Here is a 14,259-nt window from a genome sequence, read left to right as displayed (position 1 = left end):
TTCCTGGCTCTCTCCGGCGCGGCAGGATCCGTCGGTCGGCTTTATAATTTTGTGTCGCTAACGTGAAGCAATATTTTGTATCTTTTGAAACCGGATTCTAGAGCCCGGCGACCGCCTGCATCGTCAGCTCAAGCGAGCGGCGGCGCCATTCCGGCTCGAACGTGGAGCCGGCGACGATCAGTTCGTCGGCGCCGGTGCGCTGGGCAAAGGCGGCGATCCGCTCGCGCACCGTATCGACCGAGCCGATCGCCGAAGCCTGGCGCATGTGTTCGAGCATGCCCAGCAGGTGCGGCGGCAGGCTGTCGCGATAGCCGCGCACCGGCGGCTTCAGCTTGCCCGGCTGGCCGGTGCGCAGCGCGACGAACGCCTGGTCCATCGAGCTCATCCGGTACGCCGCCTCGTCGTCGCTTTCGGCGGCGAGGACGTTGATCGCGGCGACCGCATAGGGCCTGTCCAGCGTCTCCGACGGCTCGAACCGCTCGCGGTAGATCTTCAGCGCCGCGTCGAGCTGGTCGGGCGCGAAGTGCGAGGCGAAGGCATAGGGCAGCCCGAGCATCGCGGCGAGCTGCGCCCCGAAGGTGCTCGAACCGAGGATCCACAGCTTGACCGCCGCGCCCTGGCCCGGCGTCGCCTGCAACGACAGGCGCGGATCGCCAGCGAACAGCGCGCGCAGCTCGACCACGTCGTTGGGAAACCGTTCGGACGAGGCCATCAGGTCCTTGCGCAGGGCATTGGCGATCCGCCCGTCCGCCCCCGGTGCGCGGCCGAGGCCAAGGTCGATGCGCCCGGGAAACAGCGCGTCGAGCGTGCCGAACTGCTCGGCGATCACGAACGGGTTGTGATTGGGCAGCATGATCCCGCCCGCGCCGATTCGGATGGTGCTGGTGGCGTGGCCGATGTGGGCGAGCGTGACCGAGGTCGCGGCGCTGGCGATCCCGGGCATGGCATGGTGCTCGGCGACCCAGAACCGCTCGTACCCGGCGGCTTCGGCGGTTTTCGCCAGCTCGGCGCTGGCGTCGAGCGCGTCGCGAATCGTGCTACCCTCTACGACGGGGACAAGATCGAGGACGGAGAGCTTCATGGTTTGCCGACAACACCGGCTTCAGCGCTCTGTTCCGGCCCGATCTGCTCGAGATAGCCCGTGGCGATCCGCGCCTCGTTGCTGTTCGGCGCGGCGGCGATGACCGAATTCCAGGACTTGCGTGCCGCCGGCTCGCGCCCGTCGAGCATGGCGATCACGCCCGCTTCGAGGCCCACGGCCGGGTCGACCGGATTGAGCTCGGCCGCCTTCTCGATCGCCTTCTGCGCGCTCCCCAGGTCGCGGACCCGGCGATACAGCGTGGCGGAAAGGAGCCACCCGTCGGGGTCCTGCGGGGTCAGTTGCAGCGCGTGGTCGAGCGCGGTGCGTGCCTCGGGCAGGCGCTCCATCGCGACGAAGGCGCGGGCGCGGTCGATTTCGATCTCGCCGTACTGCTCGCTCGGCAGGGTCGAGCCGATCGAGGCGGCTTCGTCGAGCATCGGCAGCGCGCGTTCGGGGAAGCCCCCGGCCAGCGCGGCGGTCCCGGCCATGACGCGGTAGGCCGCGGCGTCTTCGCCGTCCTTGAGCGGGGTGTCGAGCGAGAGCAAGGTGAAGGTCTGTTCGGCCGCTTCCCAGCGCAGCAGCGCCGCCTGCGCCATGCCGAGGCACAGCCGCGGCTTGCGCTGCGCGGCGGCGGTCTGGCTGAGGCCAAGCCAGCCTTCCGCCTCGGTCGCGGCGGCGGCGGGATCGCTGCGGACCCTGGCAAGGCACAGCGCCAGCCGTTCATCCTCGAGCGTCGGCGCGGGGCCGGACGGCGCGGTCGGCTGCGGGGCTTTCTCCGCGGCCTTCTTGCGCGGGATCGGCAGTTCGCTCGCGGCCTGCGGGGCGGGGTTGGCGCCCGGCTGGAGCAGGCCGTCCTGCATCAGGAAAAGAAGCGCGGCGAGGATCATCGGCAGGTCATCCCGTGGGCAGCGCGGCCAGCGTGCGCAGGAGCAGCGCCACGTCGGATTCGCGCGAGAGGCGGTGGTCGCCGTCCTTGATCAGCGTGACCTGCACATCGGCTGAACGCAAGGCCGCAGCGAGTTCCAGCGAGAGCTCCCATGGCACGTCGGGGTCGTGCTGGCCGTGGAGCAGGCGCACCGGGCAGTCGATCGCAATCTCGCGGCCGAGCATCCGCAGGCGCTGGCCGTCCGCCCAGAAGCCGGGGTGGGTCGGCGTCGGTTCGGGGCCGTAGGGGTTGTCCTCGTACACGGTCTCGCCCGCCGCGAGACGCGCCTTGTCGGCCTCGCTGGTGCCCCATTCGGTAAAGTCGGGCGCGGCGGCGATGCCTACCAAGCCCTTCACACGCGGCCCCAGCGTCTCGGCTACCAGCAGCATCAGCCAGCCGCCCATCGACGAGCCGACCAGCACGATCTCGTCGAAGCCGGCGTGTTCGATCAGCGCCAGAACATCATCGCGCCATTTCGACAGTGTTCCGTCGGCGAACGCGCCCGAGGACAGCCCGCAGCCCGAATAGTCGAGCAGCAGGCACGACCGCCCCTGCTCCCGCGCCCAGGCGAGCACGGCCTGCGCCTTCCCGCCGGCCATGTCCGACATGTAGCCGGGGAGGAATACGATTCCTGGCCCATGTCCGGGACTGAGGACATGGGCCAGCTTCTGCCCATCGGGCATCTGGTAAAAGGCTGTCTCGCTCACCGCTCCGTCATGGCGGCGGGCAGCGCGGCGGGCAAGCGGTCATGCTTGCTGGCCGACATCGAGGCGGCGGTGATGCCGATGGCGATGGCCGCCCACATGGCGAAGTTGCGGGTGCGGGATTTGCAGAACATGGGTCATTCTCCTTTCTGGAAGATGGCTTCGATGGGCAGGCCGAACAGGTCGGCGATGCGGAAGGCGAGGGGGAGGGATGGGTCGTACTTGCCGGTCTCGATCGCGTTGACCGACTGGCGTGAGACCTCGAGCCGCTCGGCCAGGTCGGCCTGGCTCCAGTCGCGCTCGGCGCGCAGGACCTTGAGCCGGTTCTTCACGAGCAGCCCTCCGCACCAAGGGTCATGCGGTTGTAGAGTGCTCCGACGCCGAGGCCCGCGAACCACAGGAACGCCACGCCGAAGCCGTTGGTGCCGCCCGAGATCAGGTCGAAATTCTCGAGCCATTCGCGAACCGTGCTGATCGCCAGGGCAAAGCCGGTGGCGACGAGACACTGCCTGACCAGCAGCATCCGCAGGTATTCGTCGGTCTGCTCGACCAGCAGCCGCATCACCGCCCAGAACACCCCGATGATTGGCAGCGCGGGCAGCGCTGCGAGCACCCAGCCGAGCGCACCCTCGGCCAGCCCGCGCTTGAACATCCAGTTCGCGAGCACGAGCAGCAGGATATAGGCGGTCATGAGTACAGCGAGGCGGATCACATAACGGCGATGGGCCGGGCTCTTCATATTGGTCATGATTGGTTTCCTTGAACTTATGACAAGCTTACTTGACCTTCTGGGATGGCTTGTCAAGCGTCATTGTCACATTGACGCGGAAAGTTGACCAATGGTGCCGGGTGACAAGCCCGGGAAGCGCAGCTATGTGGCCGTCATGCCTATGCGCCGCACAACCGCGACGACTACCACCACCCCGGCTTGCCGGGGGCGGGGTCGTTCGCGCTGACACGCGCCAGCGATGCCGCAGCCCGGTCGGGCAGGCGGCGTCTCCTGCCCTGACCGTATGACCTGAGACGCCTGCCTTTGCGGGGCCGCGGCTTTGTGCCAAAGCGCGTGGCCCGAGAACGAGAGTTGACGATGTCCGAATTGCTCAAGATCAGCCTGCCCGACGGATCGGTCCGCGAAATGCCCGCGGGCTCGACCCCCTATGACGTCGCGGCGGCCATCGGCCCCGGCCTCGCCAAGGCGGCGATCGCGGCGCGCGTGGACGGCGAACTGCGCGACATCATGCGCCCGTTCGAGGGCGACGCGAACCTCGCGCTGGTGACCTCGCGCGACGAAGCCGATGCGCTCGAACTCGCCCGGCACGACTATGCCCACGTGCTGGCAGAGGCGGTGCAGGCGCTGTTCCCCGGCACCCAGATCACCTTCGGTCCGAGCACCGACGACGGCTTCTACTACGACTTCGCGCCCGCCGAGCGCCCGTTCACCGACGAGGACCTGCCGGCGATCGAGGCGAAGATGCGCGCGATCATCGCCGCCGACAAGCCGCTGGTCCGCGAGGTGGTGGGCCGCGACGACCTCATCGCCAAGTGGCGCGCGGCGGGCGAGACCTTCAAGGCCGAATGGGCCGCCGAGCTTCCCGCCGGCGAGGAGCTGACCGTCTATCACTCAGGCTCGGACTGGTACGACATGTGCCGCGGGCCGCACCTCGCCTCGACCGGCAAGCTCGATCCCGCCGCCTTCAAGCTGACCCGCGTGTCGGGCGCCTACTGGCGCGGCGACCAGAAGAACGCGATGCTCAGCCGCATCTACGGCACCGGCTGGCTGAACAAGAAGCAGCTCGACGCGCACCTCACGCGACTGGAAGAAGCGGCCAAGCGCGACCACCGCCGGCTGGGCAACGAGATGGACCTGTTCCACCTCCAGGCCGAGGCTCACGGAAGCGTGTTCTGGCATCCCAAGGGGTTCAAGGTCTGGCGCGAGCTCGAGGCCTACATGCGCCGCGCGATCGACGCCGCGGGCTACCGCGAGGTCAAGACCCCGCAGGTCATGGACGCGCGCCAGTGGGAGCAGTCCGGCCACTGGGGCAAGTACCGCGAGAACATGTTCGTCATCCCCGACGAGGTCCCCAACACCGAGGACGAAGGTCCGGTGATCTCGGGCGAGGCCGACTGGATGGCCTTGAAGCCGATGAACTGTCCGGCGCACGTGCTGATCTTCCGGCAGGGCCTGAAGTCCTATCGCGAGTTGCCGCTGCGGCTCTACGAGAACGGCTGCTGCCATCGCAACGAACCGCACGGCGCGCTCCACGGGCTGATGCGGGTGCGCCAGTTCACCCAGGACGACGCCCACATCTTCTGCCGCGAGGACCAGATCGTCGATGAGGTTCGCGCGTTCTGCGAGCTCGCCGACCGGATCTACAAGGACTTCGGCTTCACCTATTCGATCAAGCTCGCGCTGCGCCCCGAAAAGCGCTTCGGCAGCGACGCGGACTGGGACAAGGCCGAGGACGAGCTGCGCAACGCGGTGATCGAGGCGGGCCTCGCCACCGAGGCTTACGGCTGGGAGGAACTCCCCGGTGAAGGCGCGTTCTATGCGCCCAAGCTCGAATGGCACCTGACCGACGCGATCGGGCGGACCTGGCAGGTCGGCACGATCCAGTCGGACCGCGTTCTGCCCGAACGGCTCGACGCCAGCTACATCGGCGAGGACGGCGAGAAGCACCGCCCGGTCATGCTCCACCGCGCGATCTTCGGCAGCTACGAACGCTTCATCGGCATCCTGATCGAACACTTCGCCGGCAAGCTGCCGACCTGGCTCGCCCCGGTCCAGGCGGTGGTCGCGACGATCGTTTCCGATGCCGACGACTACGCCCGCGAGGCCACCGCGCAGCTCGCCGCGGCCGGCATCCGGGTGGAGAGCGACACGCGCAACGAGAAGATCAACTACAAGGTCCGCGAACACTCGCTGCAGAAGGTCCCGTACCTGCTGGTCGTCGGCAAGCGCGAGGCCGAGGAGGGCACCGTTGCCATTCGCACGCTGGGCGAACAGCAGCAGAAAGTGATGCCGCTGGCCGACGCGATCGCGCTGCTGAAGGGCGAGGCGACCGCGCCGGACCTGCGAGGCTGAGCCGCTGATCCCCTTCGCCCTCGAGCTGCCTGACCTCATGCCAGTGCTGCTTTGCGCCCTCGCGGCGCTGATCGCAGCGTTCGTGCGCGGGCTCGCCGGGTTCGGGATGGCGATCCTGCTGGTGCCCCTGCTCGGGCTGGTGATCCCGCCGGCTGAGGCGGTGGTCGTTTCCAATATGCTGGGCCTGCTAATCGGGCTGGTCGGCGCGCGCACGGTCTGGGGCGGGGGCGAAAAAAGCGCCGGGCTGATCGGCGGTCTCGCCATGCTGGCGACGCCGCTCGGCCTGCTGGTCCTCGCCGAAACCCCGCCGCAGCTGGCGCGGGTGCTGATTGCCGGAGTGGCCATCGGGGCGTTCGTGCTGGTCCTGCTGCCGCCGAAGGGCGAGCATGTGCCGGGCAACGTCGAGACCGGGCTGACCGGACTCTCCGCCGGGTTGCTCACCGGGTTCGCGGGGATGCCGGGGCCGCCGGTCGTCCCCTATTACCTGCGCCGCCCGATTCCGGCGGCGGTGGCGCGCAATTCGATGCTGACGGTGTTCCTGATGACCTCGGCAGCGAGCACCGCGGCGGCGCTGCTGCTGGGGCTCGCTTCGTGGCGCGACGCGTTGTTCGCGCTGCTGCTGTTCGTACCCGTCCTGCTCGGCAACCGCATCGGCAGCATGGCCTTCGGCAAGGTCTCCGATGCCGCGTGGCGTGGGTTCGTCGGCTTCGTGCTCGGCCTTTCCGGCGTGATGGCGGTGGTCAGGTTGCTGGACTGGGCTTGAGGGCGGCCGGCTTGTACTTGGCCGCGTCGGTCGTGAACTCGGCATGGCCAAGGCTGCCTAGGTAGCGCTTGAGCTTGCCGACCAGCCGCACGTCGGCCACCTCGCGGAGCACCGGCACGCGGCTCGCAGCACCATAGGCGGTCATCTTGCCGACCACCCGCGCCCCCACCGCCGCCGCGCGCAGCCGGTCGACGGGATCGGCGACAACGCCCATGCTCCGCGCCCGCGCCGTGTTCCCTTCGAGGAAGTTGTCGATGAAATAGACCTTGGCGAAGCTGCGTTCATACTTCTCGCGCAGCCGGCCCTGCGGAGTCGAGGTGTCGCCGAGGTCCGCCGCCATCGTCGCGCGCAGCAGTTCGCCGCAGGTCGCGTCGTCATAGCCGCTGCGCAGCGTAAGCATCCGCGCGTTCCACGCATCGACTATGCCTTGCGGGGTATCGGCCAGCAGGTCTTCCGGCAGGCCGAGGAGGAAGCAGCGATAGCGGCTGAGTTCCACCTGCGCGCGCTCGTCCGGCGTAAAGCTGGTCCGCCCTTCCTTCAGCGCCTTCGACGAGATGAAGAAATCCGAGATCAGCCCGGCCGGCATCTGGTCGACCTGCGGGATCGGGATGCCGAAGACCTTCTGGTCCCAGCGCCCGGTCGAAAGCACGTTGAACCGCACCATCGAGTGCATCAGCCGGACCATCGCCGCCGCCTTGAACCCGGGGCCGAACCGCTCGAGTGCGCCGGGCAGCATGGTCGTGCCGAAGAAGGTCGCGGTTTCCTTGATCCGCCGCGCCGCGGTCTTGTGCGAGAGCGTGCCGGTCAGCGCCATCGGCAGCGCAGCGTACTTGTTCATGAAGGTCGCGACGAACGCCCCGCGGATCGACCACGGCGCGAAGTTGGCCATGGCGTTGCGCTGCAGCCTCGCCCCGCGCTCGACCAGCGCCATGTCGACCCAGGCGGGGCGTGCCTCCATCGCGCGGACGAAGGCGATGAGCTCGGGCGGCGCGTTCTCCACCGCCTCGACACCGCGGTCGCAGGCGGTGACCAGCATGTCGACGAGCGGGCGGAAGCCGCGCTCACGCATCAGCGCGGCGTAGGGATCGGCGACGCTGTCGCCGAGCATCGTGTAGGCTTCCATCCGCCCGACAAGGTCGCTGTTAGCCATCAACCGCAAGGCAGAAGCCTTGCCCGCCCCGCGCAGTTCCGACAGCTCGGGTTGCCCGGAGATCAGCCGTTCGGGGCGCAAGTCGAAGTCGATGCCGCCGTACATCGCGGGGTTGTCGGTCTTCTGCGCGGCGATCTTGGCGCGCAACTGGTCGAGCGGCAGCGGCATCGGGGGCGTCCTCGTTCAGGGACACCATCCTAACATGCTACCCTTTGGTAGCAAGGCTCAGACCGTGAAGCTCTCGCCGCAGCCGCAGCTGCCCTTGGCGTTGGGGTTCTCGAACACGAACCCGGCCTGGAAATCGTCCTCGACCCAGTCCATCGTGCTGCCGACGAGATACAGCACCGAGCCGCCGTCGATGAAGAAGGTGCCGCCGGGTGTCTCGATCCGCTCGTCGAAGGGCACAGCCTCGTTCACGTAATCCACCGAATAGGCGAGGCCCGAACAGCCGCGGCGCGGCGTCGAAAGCTTGACCCCGATCGCCCCTTCGGGCGCCGACGCCATCAGCTTGGCGATGCGCGCTTCGGCATTGGCCGTCAGCATCACGGCGGCAGGGCGGGCGCGGGTCTTGGTCTCGGTGGTCATCGTCATCTGCTCCCCCCTCCTGCTTGCGGGAGGGGTCGGGGGTGGGCCTCTATCAAGATAGGGATGCGGCTGGCCCGTGCCCACCCCCAGCTCCTCCCGCCAGCGGGAGGGGAACTACAGCATGCCCAGTTCCAGCTTGGCCTCGTCGCTCATGTTCGACGGGTCCCACGGCGGGTCCCAGACGAGATTGACCTCGGCATCGCGCACGCCGGGGACGGCGGAGACGCGCAGTTCGACCTCGCCGGGCATCGATTCGGCGACCGGGCAGTGCGGCGTGGTCAGCGTCATCGTCACATTGACGTGCGCTTCGTCCGACACCTCGACGCCATAGATCAGCCCGAGGTCGTAGATGTTCACCGGAATCTCGGGATCGAAGATCTCGCGCAGCGCGGAGATCACGCCCTCGTAGATGTCGCCGCCGGGCTGGCCGGGGGAGAGCCCTTCGGGCTTCTGCGCCAGAAAGCCTTCGAGATAGTCGCGCTTGCGCTCGAGCTTCTCCACGGGCGTTTCGGCCACATCCTCCACCTTGGCGCGGCGCGGCGGCTCGATGCCATCCACTTCCTCGACCTCGAAACCGCTCATCCGAAGATCCTCTTCGTTCGTTCGATGCCGCGCACGAGCGCGGCGATATCGCTTTCATCGCTGTAGATGCCGAAGCTCGCCCGGGCCGTGGCGGGGACGCCGAGGTGGTCCATCAGCGGCTGCGCACAGTGGTGCCCGGCGCGGATCGCGACGCCCTCTTCATCGAGGATCGTGCCGAGGTCGTGCGGGTGGACGCCCTCCAGCGCGAAGCTGACGATGCCGGCGCTCTCGTCGGGTCCGAACAGGCGGATCGAGTTCATCGACCGCAGGGCATCACGCGCCTGGGCGACCAGCGCGCGCTCGTGCGCGTCGATCGCGGCGAGGCCGATGCCCTGGACGTAATCGACCGCCGCACCGAACCCGATCGCCTCGACGATGGCGGGCGTGCCCGCCTCGAACCGCTGGGGGGCGGGGGCATAGGTCGTGCGCTCGAACGTCACCCGGTCGATCATCGCCCCGCCGCCCTGCCACGGCGGCATGGCATCGAGGATCTCGGCCCGCGCCCACAGCGCGCCGATCCCGGTCGGGCCGTAGAGCTTGTGCGCGCTGAACGCATAGAAATCGCAGCCCATCGCCGCCACGTCCACAGCCAGCCGCGGCACCGCCTGGCAGCCGTCGAGCAGGATCTTCGCGCCGACGGCGTGCGCCAGCGCGACGGCGCGCTCGACGTCGAGCACCGAGCCGAGCACGTTGGAAACGTGCGCGAAGGCGACCAGCTTGTGCGCCGGGGTGAGCATCGCCTGCGCTGCGTCGAGGTCGATCCGGCCGTCCTCGGTGAGCGGGCAGACGTCGATTGCAATGCCGATCCGGTCGCGCAGCAATTGCCACGGCACGATGTTCGAGTGGTGCTCCAGCGTGGACAGCAGGATGCGGTCGCCGGCTGTCAGGTGCGTGCCGCCCCAGCTCTGCGCGACGAGGTTGATCGCCTCGGTCGCACCGCGGGTAAACACGATCTCGCCTTCCGCGCCGCCAACCAGCGAGGCCACCTTGCGCCGCGCCGCCTCGAAGGCGAGCGTCATCTCGGCCGAGCGGGCATAGACGCCGCGGTGGACGGTGGCGTAGTCGCCGCCGATCGCCCGGGTGACGGCCTCGATCACCGGGCGCGGCTTCTGCGCGGTGGCGGCGGTATCGAGATAGTGCCAGCGGCTGCCGTCGGCATTGAGGAGGCCGGGCCATTCCTCCCCTGCAAGGGGAGGGGGACCACCCGCAGGGTGGTGGAGGGGCACGTGCGGTGAACGCAGGCTATCGGCGGAAGTGTTCACAGCGCGTGCCCCTCCACCATGCTCCGCATGGTCCCCCTCCCCGTTCCGGTGAGGATCTTGTTCACAGCACCGCCTCCAGCGCCGCAATCGCCGCTTCGGTCAGCGCCGCCTCGTCCGCCGCGCCGACGAAGGCTTCGGCGAGGAACGCCTGGAGCATCAGCCGCTTGGCCACTTCGGGCGGCAGTCCGCGCGCGGCCATGTAGAACAGGCCCATGGCGTCGAGTTCGCCCACCGCGCAGCCGTGGGCGCACTTCACGTCGTCGGCGTAGATTTCCAGCTCCGGCCGGGCATTGGCGGTGGCGGTGCGGTCGAGCAGCATCGCGCGGACCGACTGCTCGCCGTCGGTGCCATCGGCCCCGCGCGAGACCGCGACCTTGCCGAGGTAATTGACCGTGGCGGTGCCCCCGGCGACCGAGCGCACCACCTGCCGGCTCACCGCGTCGGGCGCGGCGTGGCGGACTTCGCTGACGACTTCGAGTGTCTGCGCGCCGCCCGCGACCTGTGCCGCGCCGAAAGTGAAGGTGCTGCCCTTGCCGAGCGTCGCCGTCACCGCGATCCGCCCGTAATCCTTGCCTGCCGCGAGCACGCGCAGGTCGAACGACGCGCCGTCTTCCAGCACGATCCCGATGTCGCGCGCGCCGCTTTCGAGCACCAGCGACATGGCCGCGCTTTCGCCGGCGGTGACGCGGATGTCCTCGCCGGCCACCGGCCACAGCGGGGCCAGCGCGTCGAGGTCCGCGTAGCGAAACGCCTCGTCGCGGCGGGTCGGGAGGGTCAGCGCATTCACGCCGCCGCCTCGTAGCCGTGCTCTTCCAGCTCCAGCGCCAGCTCAGGCCCGCCGGTGCGGACGATCCGCCCGCCGGCGAGCACGTGGACGAAGTCCGGCTTCACGTAGTCGAGCAGCCGCTGGTAATGGGTGATCAGCAGCACCGCCTTGCCGGGCTGGCGCATGATCGCGTTGATGCCCTCGCCGACGATCCGAAGCGCGTCGATGTCGAGCCCGGAATCGGTTTCGTCGAGCAGCGCCAGCTTGGGATCGAGGATGCCCATCTGGACCATCTCGGCGCGCTTCTTCTCGCCGCCCGAAAAGCCGACGTTCACCGGGCGCTTGAGCATGTCCATGTCCATGCGCAAGAGGCCGGCCTTCTCCTTGGCGAGCTTGAGGAACTCCCCGCCCGAAAGCGGTGCCTCGCCGCGGACCTTGCGCTGGGCATTGGCCGCCTCGCGCAGGAACTGGACGAACGACACGCCGGGGATCTCGACCGGGTACTGGAAGCCGAGGAACAGGCCTGCGGCGGCCCGTTCATGCGGTTCGAGCGCGAGCAGGTCCTGCCCCGCGAATTCGACCGAACCCGCCGTCACTTCGTACCCCGGCCGCCCGCCGAGGGTGTAGCCGAGCGTCGATTTGCCCGCCCCGTTCGGCCCCATGATCGCATGGATCTCGCCCGGATTGATCTGGAGCGACAAGCCCTTGAGGATCGGCTTGTCCGCGACGGTGGCGTGGAGGTTTTCGATTTTCAGCACGTCGCAAGTCTTTCGATACCGAAGTCATGAAACACATCGTCACCCTGAACTTGTTTCAGGGTCTCCTGCGCGCTCGCACCGGGCAGAGCGACGGGCAGAAGGGATGCTGAAACGCGTTCAGCATGACGGTTGAAAGAGAGCGCGGCGCTGCTCACCGCCGATACCCCTGCGCCCGGCCCTGCGGACGGCGCGGCGGGCGTGCCGGGCGCAGTTCCGCCCAGCGCGCTTTCATTTCCTCGATGATCCGCGCGGCGAGCGCCGCCGGATCGGCCAGCGCATCGGCGGCCGGATAGCGCAGCACCTTGACGCCCACGGCGGCGAGGCTGGCGTCGCGGCGCTGCTCGAGCGCGGTGTCGGCGCCGTCCTCGACCAGTTCGATCGCCAGCTTCATCGGCGGGCAGGCGAAATCGACGATCGCCGAGCCGATCACCTGCTGGCGCCGGAAGCGAAAGCGGCCGAGATCGAGTTTCGTCAGCTCATCCGCCAGCGCGGTCTGCGCGGCCGTGGGATGGCGGCGCATCTCGCGCGCGCGGTCATGGATCTTGTCGAGCCGCGACTCCGCAATCGCCCAGCCGCGGCCCTTCTTCTGAAGCGCGGGGGCGTCGGCGCGTTCGGATGGGGCGCGCAGGGAGAGGGTTTTCTTGGCGGTCACCCGACGCTTCCTTCCAAACTGATCCCCAGCAGCTTCTGCGCCTCGACCGCGAACTCCATCGGCAGCTGCTGCAGCACTTCCTTGGCGAAGCCGTTGACGATCAGCGCCACCGCCTCTTCCTGGCCGAGCCCGCGCTGCATCGCGTAGAACAGCTGGTCGTCGGAAATTTTCGAGGTGGTCGCCTCGTGCTCGATCTGGGCGCTGGGATTGCGCACCTCGATATAGGGCACGGTGTGCGCGCCGCAGTCCTTGCCGAGGAGCAGGCTGTCGCACTGGGTGAAGTTGCGCACCCCTTCCGCACGCGGCGCGACGCGCACCAGCCCGCGGTAGGTGTTGTTGCTCTTGCCCGCCGAGATGCCCTTGGAGACGATGGTCGAACGGCTGCGCTTGCCGTTGTGAATCATCTTGGTGCCGGTATCGGCCTGCTGGTAGTTGTTGGTGACCGCGACCGAGTAGAACTCGCCGACCGAATCCTCGCCGTTGAGCACGCAACTGGGATACTTCCAGGTGATCGCGCTGCCGGTTTCGACCTGGGTCCACGAAACCTTGCTGCGCGCGCCCTGGCACAGCGCCCGCTTGGTCACGAAGTTGTAGATCCCGCCCTTGCCCTCGGCATTGCCGGGGTACCAGTTCTGCACGGTGGAATACTTGATCTCGGCATCGTCGAGCGCGACCAGTTCGACCACGGCGGCATGGAGCTGGTTCTCGTCGCGTTGGGGGGCGGTGCAGCCTTCGAGGTAGGAGACGTAGCTGCCCTTGTCGGCGACGATCAGGGTCCGCTCGAACTGCCCGGTGTTTTCGGCGTTGATGCGGAAATAGGTGGACAGCTCCATCGGGCAGCGCACGCCCTCGGGGATGTAGACGAAGGTGCCGTCGGAAAAGACCGCGCAATTGAGCGTGGCGAAGTAGTTGTCGTGCATCGGCACGACCTTGCCGAGCCACTTCTTCACCAGCTCGGGGTATTCGCGGATCGCCTCGCTGATCGAGCGGAAGATCACGCCCGCCGCTTCCAGCTCCTTGCGGAAGGTCGTGGCAACCGAGACGGAGTCGAACACCGCGTCCACCGCGACCTTGCGCGCGCCCTCGACCCCGGCGAGGACCTTCTGCTCCTCCAGCGGGATGCCGAGCTTTTCGTAGACACGCAGGATTTCGGGGTCGACCTCGTCGAGGCTGCCGAGCTTGGGCTTGGCCTTGGGCGCGGCCCAGTAATAGGCGTCCTGGTAGTCGATCGGCGGCACGTTGAGCTTGGCCCAGTCCGGCGGGGTCATGGTCAGCCAGTGGCGATAGGCCTTGAGCCGCCATTCCAGCATCCACTCCGGCTCGTTCTTCTTGGCCGAGATATAGCGGACGGTGTCCTCGTTCAGGCCCTTGGGCCCGAACTCCTGCTCGATGTCCGACGACCAGCCGTGCTCGTAGTCGGCGACCTTGGCGGCGGCGTCGCGGGCGGCCTGGTCCTTGACCTGGGTTTCCTCGGTCATGCCGGCACTCCCATCGGACTGGCAAGCTGGGGGCTGGCCAGCTGGGTAAGCGGTACCCCGGCGAGCGCGCCGCGCAGCGCGGCGTCGACCACCGGCCAGTGCGGGCGGACGCCGCAGGCCGATTCCAGCGTGCAGTCGTGCTTGCCGTGATCGCTGCACGGGGCGAGCGCGATCGGCCCTTCGACCGCCTCGACGATGTCCGCCAGCGTGATCGCCGCGGCCGGGCGGGCGAGCTTCAGCCCGCCGCCCGCACCGCGCGAGGACTTGAGCAGGCCGGCGGCCGACAACTTGCTGACCAGCTTCTGCACCGTCGGCGCGGGCAGCCCGGTCTCATCGGCGAGCTGCTGGGCCGAAACCCGCGCGCCGCCGCAGTGGCGTGCAGCGGCGCTCATCGTGACGACGGCATAGTCGGCCATGCTGGAAAGTCGCATGATTCAAGATACTTCCGGAAGTGCCCGATTAAATCGGACT

18 protein-coding genes are annotated in these 14,259 nt (G+C 68.4%); 2 read left to right on the top strand and 16 right to left on the bottom strand.

Annotated features, from left to right (window positions below):
• Window positions 1-97 precede the first annotated feature (97 nt).
• From AC3WLD_RS00645 to AC3WLD_RS00620, 6 genes are read right to left on the bottom strand one after another with little or no spacing between them, the layout of a single operon-like run.
• Window positions 98-1,081, bottom strand: a complete 984-nt coding sequence (locus AC3WLD_RS00645) for an LLM class flavin-dependent oxidoreductase (protein WP_492554974.1) — start codon at window positions 1,079-1,081, stop codon at window positions 98-100.
• Entirely contained in the window at window positions 1,078-1,968 is an 891-nt protein-coding gene (locus AC3WLD_RS00640) for a tetratricopeptide repeat protein (RefSeq protein ID WP_492554973.1), read from the bottom strand. The genes AC3WLD_RS00645 and AC3WLD_RS00640 overlap by 4 nt, the downstream gene beginning before the upstream one ends.
• A gap of 7 nt (window positions 1,969-1,975) precedes the next feature.
• Complete coding sequence (locus tag AC3WLD_RS00635) at window positions 1,976-2,713, bottom strand: alpha/beta fold hydrolase (RefSeq protein WP_492554972.1); 738 nt, start codon at window positions 2,711-2,713, stop codon at window positions 1,976-1,978.
• A complete protein-coding gene (locus AC3WLD_RS00630) occupies window positions 2,710-2,844 on the bottom strand; it encodes a hypothetical protein (RefSeq protein ID WP_492554971.1) in 135 nt (44 codons plus the stop codon). The genes AC3WLD_RS00635 and AC3WLD_RS00630 overlap by 4 nt, the downstream gene beginning before the upstream one ends.
• Window positions 2,845-2,847: 3 nt before the next feature.
• On the bottom strand, window positions 2,848-3,042 hold the full coding sequence (locus AC3WLD_RS00625; RefSeq protein ID WP_492554970.1) for a helix-turn-helix transcriptional regulator: 195 nt from the start codon (window positions 3,040-3,042) through the stop codon (window positions 2,848-2,850).
• Window positions 3,039-3,458 (bottom strand): hypothetical protein, encoded by a 420-nt coding sequence (locus AC3WLD_RS00620; RefSeq protein ID WP_492554969.1) that lies wholly within the window; start codon window positions 3,456-3,458, stop codon window positions 3,039-3,041. Before AC3WLD_RS00620 ends, AC3WLD_RS00625 begins: the two co-directional genes overlap by 4 nt.
• 339 nt (window positions 3,459-3,797) lie before the next feature.
• Here AC3WLD_RS00620 and thrS point away from each other — a divergent pair, with 339 nt between their 5' ends.
• Both thrS and AC3WLD_RS00610 read left to right on the top strand, forming a co-directional pair.
• Entirely contained in the window at window positions 3,798-5,792 is a 1,995-nt protein-coding gene (gene thrS, locus AC3WLD_RS00615) for a threonine--tRNA ligase (protein ID WP_492554968.1), read from the top strand.
• Between the two features lie 37 nt (window positions 5,793-5,829).
• Window positions 5,830-6,555, top strand: coding sequence for a TSUP family transporter (locus tag AC3WLD_RS00610; protein ID WP_492554967.1), 726 nt, complete (start codon window positions 5,830-5,832; stop codon window positions 6,553-6,555).
• Here AC3WLD_RS00610 and AC3WLD_RS00605 read toward each other — a convergent pair.
• From AC3WLD_RS00605 to AC3WLD_RS00560, 10 genes are all read right to left on the bottom strand, one after another.
• Entirely contained in the window at window positions 6,533-7,873 is a 1,341-nt protein-coding gene (locus AC3WLD_RS00605) for an oxygenase MpaB family protein (protein ID WP_492554966.1), read from the bottom strand. The genes AC3WLD_RS00610 and AC3WLD_RS00605 overlap by 23 nt on opposite strands.
• Window positions 7,874-7,930: 57 nt before the next feature.
• Complete coding sequence (locus AC3WLD_RS00600; RefSeq protein WP_492555323.1) at window positions 7,931-8,290, bottom strand: HesB/IscA family protein; 360 nt, start codon at window positions 8,288-8,290, stop codon at window positions 7,931-7,933.
• Between the two features lie 114 nt (window positions 8,291-8,404).
• Window positions 8,405-8,872, bottom strand: a complete 468-nt coding sequence (locus tag AC3WLD_RS00595; protein WP_492554965.1) for an SUF system Fe-S cluster assembly protein — start codon at window positions 8,870-8,872, stop codon at window positions 8,405-8,407.
• The gene (locus tag AC3WLD_RS00590) at window positions 8,869-10,098 is read right to left on the bottom strand and encodes a cysteine desulfurase (RefSeq protein WP_492555322.1); all 1,230 of its coding nucleotides are present in this window, start codon (window positions 10,096-10,098) and stop codon (window positions 8,869-8,871) included. The genes AC3WLD_RS00595 and AC3WLD_RS00590 overlap by 4 nt, the downstream gene beginning before the upstream one ends.
• A gap of 97 nt (window positions 10,099-10,195) precedes the next feature.
• A complete protein-coding gene (locus tag AC3WLD_RS00585) occupies window positions 10,196-10,921 on the bottom strand; it encodes a SufB/SufD family protein (RefSeq protein WP_492554964.1) in 726 nt (241 codons plus the stop codon).
• Window positions 10,918-11,658 (bottom strand): Fe-S cluster assembly ATPase SufC, encoded by a 741-nt coding sequence (gene sufC, locus AC3WLD_RS00580; RefSeq protein WP_492554963.1) that lies wholly within the window; start codon window positions 11,656-11,658, stop codon window positions 10,918-10,920. Before sufC ends, AC3WLD_RS00585 begins: the two co-directional genes overlap by 4 nt.
• On the bottom strand, window positions 11,652-11,813 hold the full coding sequence (locus AC3WLD_RS00575; RefSeq protein WP_492554962.1) for a hypothetical protein: 162 nt from the start codon (window positions 11,811-11,813) through the stop codon (window positions 11,652-11,654). The genes sufC and AC3WLD_RS00575 overlap by 7 nt, the downstream gene beginning before the upstream one ends.
• On the bottom strand, window positions 11,810-12,310 hold the full coding sequence (locus AC3WLD_RS00570) for an endonuclease domain-containing protein (protein ID WP_492554961.1): 501 nt from the start codon (window positions 12,308-12,310) through the stop codon (window positions 11,810-11,812). Before AC3WLD_RS00570 ends, AC3WLD_RS00575 begins: the two co-directional genes overlap by 4 nt.
• Window positions 12,307-13,788 carry a Fe-S cluster assembly protein SufB gene (gene sufB, locus AC3WLD_RS00565; protein ID WP_492554960.1) on the bottom strand — a complete coding sequence of 494 codons (1,482 nt, stop codon included), beginning with the start codon at window positions 13,786-13,788 and terminating at the stop codon, window positions 12,307-12,309. Before sufB ends, AC3WLD_RS00570 begins: the two co-directional genes overlap by 4 nt.
• Window positions 13,785-14,219, bottom strand: a complete 435-nt coding sequence (locus tag AC3WLD_RS00560; protein ID WP_492554959.1) for an SUF system Fe-S cluster assembly regulator — start codon at window positions 14,217-14,219, stop codon at window positions 13,785-13,787. Before AC3WLD_RS00560 ends, sufB begins: the two co-directional genes overlap by 4 nt.
• Window positions 14,220-14,259: the final 40 nt, after the last annotated feature.

The organism is Novosphingobium sp. FW305-C-111 (assembly GCF_058783565.1).
The sequence above is the reverse complement of the archived record's forward strand: the minus strand, read 5'-3'. Positions and strand labels throughout refer to the sequence as shown.

Coding starts and splice junctions, on each gene's coding strand:
- AC3WLD_RS00645 (WP_492554974.1), bottom strand. CDS start 1,081: ATGAAGCTCTCCGTCCTCGATCTTGTCCCCGTCGTAGAGGGTAGCACG.
- AC3WLD_RS00640 (WP_492554973.1), bottom strand. CDS start 1,968: ATGATCCTCGCCGCGCTTCTTTTCCTGATGCAGGACGGCCTGCTCCAG.
- AC3WLD_RS00630 (WP_492554971.1), bottom strand. CDS start 2,844: ATGTTCTGCAAATCCCGCACCCGCAACTTCGCCATGTGGGCGGCCATC.
- AC3WLD_RS00620 (WP_492554969.1), bottom strand. CDS start 3,458: ATGACCAATATGAAGAGCCCGGCCCATCGCCGTTATGTGATCCGCCTC.
- thrS (WP_492554968.1), top strand. CDS start 3,798: ATGTCCGAATTGCTCAAGATCAGCCTGCCCGACGGATCGGTCCGCGAA.
- AC3WLD_RS00610 (WP_492554967.1), top strand. CDS start 5,830: ATGCCAGTGCTGCTTTGCGCCCTCGCGGCGCTGATCGCAGCGTTCGTG.
- AC3WLD_RS00605 (WP_492554966.1), bottom strand. CDS start 7,873: ATGCCGCTGCCGCTCGACCAGTTGCGCGCCAAGATCGCCGCGCAGAAG.
- AC3WLD_RS00600 (WP_492555323.1), bottom strand. CDS start 8,290: ATGACCACCGAGACCAAGACCCGCGCCCGCCCTGCCGCCGTGATGCTG.
- AC3WLD_RS00595 (WP_492554965.1), bottom strand. CDS start 8,872: ATGAGCGGTTTCGAGGTCGAGGAAGTGGATGGCATCGAGCCGCCGCGC.
- sufB (WP_492554960.1), bottom strand. CDS start 13,788: ATGACCGAGGAAACCCAGGTCAAGGACCAGGCCGCCCGCGACGCCGCC.
- AC3WLD_RS00560 (WP_492554959.1), bottom strand. CDS start 14,219: ATGCGACTTTCCAGCATGGCCGACTATGCCGTCGTCACGATGAGCGCC.